At 53.7% G+C, this 6,776-nt stretch carries 5 protein-coding genes; 4 read left to right on the top strand and 1 reads right to left on the bottom strand.

Features of this window, described 5'->3' with window-relative positions; genetic code table 11:
- Together OCV69_RS10010 and OCV69_RS10005 are read left to right on the top strand one after the other, a co-directional pair.
- Positions 1-2,066: YodL domain-containing protein (locus OCV69_RS10010; protein WP_262563083.1), on the top strand; the 2,066-nt coding region annotated here is incomplete at its 5' end.
- Positions 2,067-2,068: 2 nt separating this feature from the next.
- A complete protein-coding gene (locus OCV69_RS10005; RefSeq protein ID WP_158358864.1) occupies positions 2,069-2,284 on the top strand; it encodes a transposon-transfer assisting family protein in 216 nt (71 codons plus the stop codon).
- Between the two features lie 580 nt (positions 2,285-2,864).
- Here the strand turns inward: OCV69_RS10005 and OCV69_RS10000 are convergent.
- On the bottom strand, positions 2,865-3,149 hold the full coding sequence (locus tag OCV69_RS10000) for a hypothetical protein (protein WP_262563082.1): 285 nt from the start codon (positions 3,147-3,149) through the stop codon (positions 2,865-2,867).
- On the opposite strand from OCV69_RS10000, the gene OCV69_RS09995 reads away from it, so the two are divergent.
- Both OCV69_RS09995 and OCV69_RS09990 read left to right on the top strand, forming a co-directional pair.
- Positions 3,148-3,492, top strand: a complete 345-nt coding sequence (locus tag OCV69_RS09995; RefSeq protein WP_463323131.1) for a TnpV protein — start codon at positions 3,148-3,150, stop codon at positions 3,490-3,492. The two genes, OCV69_RS10000 and OCV69_RS09995, sit on opposite strands and share 2 nt — an antisense overlap.
- A gap of 110 nt (positions 3,493-3,602) precedes the next feature.
- The coding region (locus OCV69_RS09990) for a class I SAM-dependent methyltransferase (protein WP_470207082.1) at positions 3,603-6,776 on the top strand (3,174 nt) is incomplete at its 3' end.

The raw sequence follows: 6,776 nt of genomic DNA, 5'->3' as shown, positions 1-6,776 counted from the left end.
ACGAGATTGCCCACAGCAAGCTCCATGACCCTAAAAAATATGAAGTGCTACCGTCATGGAAGGTTGTGCTGGAGAGTGAAGGTGGAACCAAGCATGATTTCAAGCTGGGTTTTGCCACAGAAAGAGAAGCTGAACAATTTGCTTCTGATATGGATTGGCGCTATGTGGACGAAAATCAGTTTGAATGGCGTCTTGCAGTTGAGGAAGATCCAACCGCAGAAAAACAGGCAATCAAAAATCGTCACACGGAGGAAGTAGAGGCTGAAAGCATCTCCTATGCGGTCTGCAAGTATTTTGGCATTGAGACCGGAGAAAACAGCTTCGGCTATATTGCCAGCTGGAGTCAGGGCAAGGAACTGAAAGAACTGAGAGCCAGTTTGGAAACCATCAACAAGACCTCCGGCACTTTAATCTCTGACATTGAGCGCCACTATAAGGAAATCTGCAAAGAGCGTGGGATTGACCCCAATGCAAAGGCAGAGCCGGAAACCGCCCCGATCGAGCAGCCAGCAGATGCCGCTAAGGATACTCTGACCTACTATGTAGCAGAGTGCATGGAGTTTCCAAACCTCGGAGAATACCACGATAACCTGTCTTTGGAGGAAGCAATTCGCATTTATCAGGAGATTCCGGCAGAGCGAATGAACGGGATCAAGGGCATTGGCTTTGAGTTGAAAGATGGAAGCGACTATGAAGGATCGTTCCCTATTTTGACCGGGCAGACCATTGACCTGGACACCATCCAGGCAATCGACTATTACCGTGATAATCCTCTGGTACAGAAAGCGGTAAAGGAACTGGCTGCGGCCATGCCGGAAATGGAGGTGCTGGGGGCGGACGCCAACCAGCAGGAGGCTTTGTTTCTGATCGACGATGCCACCTATCTTCATATCCAGCCCTGTGACAGCGGCTGGGAATACACCCTTTACGATGCTGCGTCCATGAAAGAGATGGATGGCGGTCAGCTGGATATGCCGGAGCTTTCCCGCATGAAGGCAGTTCTCCAGATTTGTGATGACAACGATTTGGGCAAAGACTCGGTAAAATACGCACCGTTGTCCATGATCGAGACCTTGCAGGAAGCTGCCTATCAGCAGATGCAGGTAGAGGTCAGTCAGATGACTGCTTCTTCCCAGCTGCCGGAGGCACAGGAGCAGGCGCTGGATGAATACCCCATGCCCGATGAGCAGGTCTCTACACCGGATATGCAGGAATACGGCTACTCTTATGACGGGATGCTCCCTGTTACCAGAGAACGGGCGCTGGAACTGGATGCCGCCGGTTTGACCGTCTATGTGCTGCATGAGGACAATACGGAGAGCATGGTGTTTGACCCGCAGGAAATCATGGATCATGGGGGTCTTTTCGGTGTGGATCGTGAGGAATGGGAGAAAAGCCCTCAGTTCCACGAAAAGGTCATGGAGCGTCAGGAACATCAGCAGGAACGAGAACAGGCATTTCTCTCCCAGAACAGAGATTGCTTTGCCATCTATCAGGTAAAGCATACCGATGAATTGCGTGACATTCGCTATGAAGAGATGGACTGGCTTCGCTCCATCGGACAGACGGTAAAGCGTGAAAACTATGATCTGGTCTATACTGCGCCGTTGGAACCCTGCAAGTCTCCGCAGGCTGCTGTTGAACAGCTTTATAATCAGTTCAACAACGATCATCCGGCAGACTACCACCATCCCTCCATGAGCGTCAGCGACATCGTTGCGATCAAGCAGGACGGTAAGGTATCCTGTCATTACTGTGACAGCGTTGGTTTTACCCAGATTCCTGGATTCTTGCCGCAAAATCCTCTGAAAAATGCGGAGATGACCGTGGAGGACGATTACGGCATGATCGACGGTATCATCAACAATGGCGCAAAAGAGCCTACGGTGGCAGAGCTGGAACAGCAGGCCCGCAGCGGTCAGCCCATCTCTCTGATGGATTTGGCAGAAGCCGTTCATCGAGAGGAACGAGACAGGAAAAAGTCCGTTGTGGACCAGCTGAAAAGCCAGCCCAAAGCAGAACACAAAAAGACAGCACCCAAAAAGAGCGCAGAAAGGGAGATTTGATTATGGGAAACTTTACTTTTGAGGAAATGAACCTGATGTGCATTTACAATACCGGCAGCCGCACCGGATTGATCGACAGCCTGCGTGAGATGCGCGGCGAACTATCACCGGAGGAAACGGAACTGATGGAGCTGACCGACAGCGCCCTTACGAAGCTCTGTGCGATGACCGATGAGGACTTTGCCCAGCTGGAGCTGTACCCGGATTTTGACCAGTAAACACCATAACCGCAGGGATGGGGTGGCAATCTGCCACCCCACCCTTTTTACCTAAAAACTGAAAGGAGGACAGAACACCATGCCAACCAAAGCTGAACAATATGCACAGATGGCGGACAAGGTGGCAACACAGCTCACGGGGAGCTGGCAGGAATGGGCAGGGTTTCTCACCACTGCTTCCCGCCTTTACAAATACCCGTTCCATGAGCAGCTGATGATCTACGCCCAGCGACCGGACGCCACCGCCTGTGCAGAGTACGATTTGTGGAATGAAAAGATGGGCCGGTATGTAAGGCGCGGTTCCAAGGGGATCGCGCTGGTGGACGATTCCGGGGACAGGCCCCGCCTGCGCTATGTCTTTGACATTTCCGACACCGGGACCCGTGAATATTCCCGCACCCCCTGGCTGTGGAAGCTGGAGGAACAGCACAGAGATTCTGTGTCGGCCATGCTGGAGCGCACTTACGAGGTTGGCGGCGATGACCTTGCCCAGCAGCTGGAGGCGGTGGCCGGAAAGCTGGCGGGCGAATACTGGAACGAGCATCGTCAGGACTTTCTCTATATCGTTGACGATTCTTTTTTAGAGGAATATGATGAGTTTAACATCGAAGTACAGTTTAAGGCAGCCGCCACCGTCAGCATTTCCTACGCCCTGATGTCCCGCTGCGGATTGGAGCCGGAACGCTATTTTACCCACGAGGACTTTATGGCGATTTTCGACTTCAACACCCCGGCTACCATCGGCGCACTGGGAACGGCGGTCAGCCAGATCAACCAGCAGGTGCTGCGGCAGATCGGCGTTACCGTCCGAAATGCAGAGCGCGAAGCCAACCAAGAAAGGAGCAAGCAAGATGAACAATCCCATGACCTATATCCAGAACGGAGACTATCTGATTCCCGACCTGAAGCTGAGCCAGCAGCCGGAGAAACCTCTGGGCAAGTACGGCAGGATGAGGAAAACCTATCTGAAGGAACACCGTCCCATCCTCTACAACCAGATGTTGCTGAGCGAGAAGCTGTACCCGCACCTCATCGAGATCGACGAGACCGCCCAGAACAGACTGGAGCAGATGATGCCCCAGCTGGCGAAGGAAGCGGGAGCCACAGAGGAGTTGAAAGCCAGCGATCCCATGAAGTGGGTGGGGCTGATGAACACCTGCAAAGCCCAGGCCGAGGAGATCCTGATGGCGGAGCTTATCAACAGCTGACCCTAAACCTGTTCCTTTCCGAAGCGGAACAAATTCAATCCATAGATGAAGCAGAGAATGTAGCGCATACATCCTCTGCTTTTTCTTTTGCTCAAAATGATATTGACCATGTGCTGCGTTTGGGCGGCAATACGGACCGCCAGAGAGAGCGTGTGGTTGCAGCCTTTGAAAAGCAGAAAACCATCGCTGAGATTGCCGAGATACTGAAAACGCTGTACCGCGGCGGCAATGGCCTTGGCAGTGTAAGCTCATGGTATGCCGAGGATGGTATCCATCTTTCCCATAGGAAGTCTGTCCGTTATGACAGGTCTGCCCAGGTCATTTCCTGGGAGAGCGCCGCAGAGCGTATCGGGGAGCTTTTGGAAAGCGGCCAGTTCGCCTCCAATGTGGAGCTTGCAGAAGCGGCAGGCTATGAACGCTCCCTCCTTGCCACAAAGTTCTGGAACCTATATCACGATTTCAGTGAGGAAGCCAGAGAAGCCGGATATTTGTCCTGCCTGTCAGAGATCAAAGGCAATGGGTTCCCGGAGGAGACCCGCCGCCTGACGGAGCAGCTAAGTGACCCGGCTTTCCGCCAGACCCTCAAGGAAGAATACGCCGCCTTCTGGACCGCTTATCAGCAGGACCGTGACCTGCTGCGCTTTCACTATCATAGGCCAAGGGAAATCTGGGAGAACCTGAAGGACCTTGACCTGCCACGCAGGACTTTTTCTTCGGACCTTTCCCAAGTGCCAACCGTCCAGCACTTCATTACCGAGGATGAGATCGACGCCGCCATGACCAGCGGCAGCAGTTTTGCCGGAGGAAAAGGCCGCATCTATGCGTTCTTCATGGAAAACCATACGGATAAGGAAAAAGTGAGATTCCTCAAAGACGAGTATGGCATTGGTGGTCGCTCTCATGCCCTGTCCGGCGCAACACACAGCGGCGAAGATCACGACGGAAAAGGAGTGCACTATAAAAAGCAGGACTGCCCGGATGTTCACTTGAACTGGGAAAATGTTGCCAAGCGCATTACCTCTCTTGTTCAGAAAGGCCGCTATCTTACCGAACAGGAACAGGCGCAGTATGACAAGATCCAGGCTGAAAAGGAACTGGCAGAAGAAGATGCCATTCAAGCCCAGCAGCCGGAGGTGGAGGAAGAAACGCCAAAGCCTACCCTTCGGGAGCAGTTTGAGCAGTATAAGCCTGTGGTAACTGCCGCCATTTTCGAGGATGCCGCATACCGCAATGCCTGCGGTCATTCTGACCGTGAAAATGCTGTCATCGAGGGCAATGCCGCTGTGCGCCGTGCGGTCCTTGCCTCTAAGAATATGGAGCTGATCCGCCTCTATTCGGATGTGCCGGAGTTCCGCCAGCGCCTGCACCGGGAAGTGATCGACGAAACCTATCCAAAGCTCCATGAGCTTCTGCGCCCTCTTTCTCAGGAAGATATTGATTCTGCCATTTGTGCATGGAACGGCAATATTGAGAGTAAACACGCTGTCGTCCGCTATATGAAAGACCATGCAAGAGAGAAAGATACTGCCGCATGGCTGGCTCAGGAATACGGCAGCAGTAACAGCAACAGCCTGTTCATTACTCGTGCCGGCAGCCCGGAGGAAACGCAGCTGCCCTGGCCGAAGGTACAACGCAGGATTGCCCAGCTCATTCAGGAGGACCGGTTCTATACCGAAGAAGAACAGGACCGTTTTGACAACATCGACCCTATCGCCATCCGGGAAGCTCTGGAGGAAAGAGGGATCGTCAACGGCCAGGTGGCAGACCCGGAAAAACTGGACAATGACCCGTTTATCCAGCGAGTAATGTCGGATGCAGAGCAGATCGCAGCTGCTGAGGCAGAACAGACTTCCGAGGTTTCCATTTCCGATGAGGAGTATGACGCCGTTCGCGGCCCTATTCCGCAAAGAACCTCCTATGACCCTGCCGCCCCGGTCTATGCCGTGGGAGATACCGTGTATATCGAGGATGACGCCTATCAGATCACGGAGCTGCGGGATGACACTGTGCAGCTTCTGCCCACCGGTATGGTATATCCCATCTACCGTGCAGAACACAAAGAACAGTTTGAACAGCTGCTTCGGGCAGACCGCCGCAATGCTTACTATACCGAGTTTCTTCCCGTTGACCCGGACAAGGTAGATCAGGACTTGCGGGATGTATTGGCCCATGGACTGATGGATGAAGCAGATAAAAAACAGGTTTCCACGCTGCTGCAATCCGGCAGGAGCAACAGTGAGATCGCCTACTGGCTGAGTAGAGCCTATTCCGGTGAGATCGAGACGCTGGATCTGGAGACTGGTGATATTGCCGATTACCGTACCACGGCACAGGGCATAGAGCTGGAAGTCATGGATGCAGAGGAAAAGCGTCTGGCTATGCTGTATTTCCGCTGGGATGAGGTTGCGCCTTTGCTGCGTGGGATGTATGCCCGTCAGCTGGACGGTTTTGGACAGGAACGCTCCGAACCGGTTGCTGAAGCCCCGGTCCTCCATTCCGAGACCGTAGCCGTTTATCCGGGCGATAAAAACAATCTGCCTTATGATGTGGTGGTGGAACGGCTGCATATCGAGGAGCCGGAGCCACCAGCCCCTGTGACAGAGCCGGAGAAAACCTTTGAGGAAGTGCTGGACGAACACCCGGTTTCCATTCAGGTCAATGGCCAGTGGCAGACCTTCCCCAATGCCAAAGCTGCCGAGGAAGCCTCCTATGAGGAATACAAGGCAAACCTGCTCCGCAATGCACAAAACTTCCGTATTACCGATGAGCATTTGGGCGAAGGCGGTCCGAAAGCTAAGTTCCAGGCAAATATCAATGCCATTCGTTTGCTGAAAAATCTGGAAGCTGCCGGACAGCAGGCAAGCCCCGAACAGCAGGAAGTCCTATCCCGCTATGTGGGCTGGGGCGGTCTTGCCGACGCCTTTGACCCGGAGAAAACGGCATGGGCTTCCGAGTATGCCCAGCTGAAAGAGCTGCTGACCCCAGAGGAATATGCCGCCGCCAGAAGCTCCACCCTCAACGCCCACTACACCAGCCCTACGGTCATTCAGGCCATCTATGAAGCGGTGGGCCGTATGGGGTTTGAGACCGGAAATATTCTGGAGCCATCTATGGGTGTGGGCAATTTCTTCGGTATGCTGCCGGAGGAAATGCGAAACAGCCGTCTGTACGGCGTGGAGCTGGACCCGGTTTCCGGGCGCATCGCAAAGCAGCTCTATCCCAAGGCGGACATCACAGTAGGCGGCTTTGAGACCACTGACAGGCGTGACTTCTTTGACCTTGCC

Origin of the sequence: Alitiscatomonas aceti, from assembly GCF_025567195.1 — a bacterium.
GTDB lineage: Bacteria > Bacillota > Clostridia > Lachnospirales > Lachnospiraceae > Alitiscatomonas > Alitiscatomonas aceti.
Note: the sequence above shows the minus strand (reverse complement) of the source record. Positions and strands in the feature narration are given on the sequence as shown.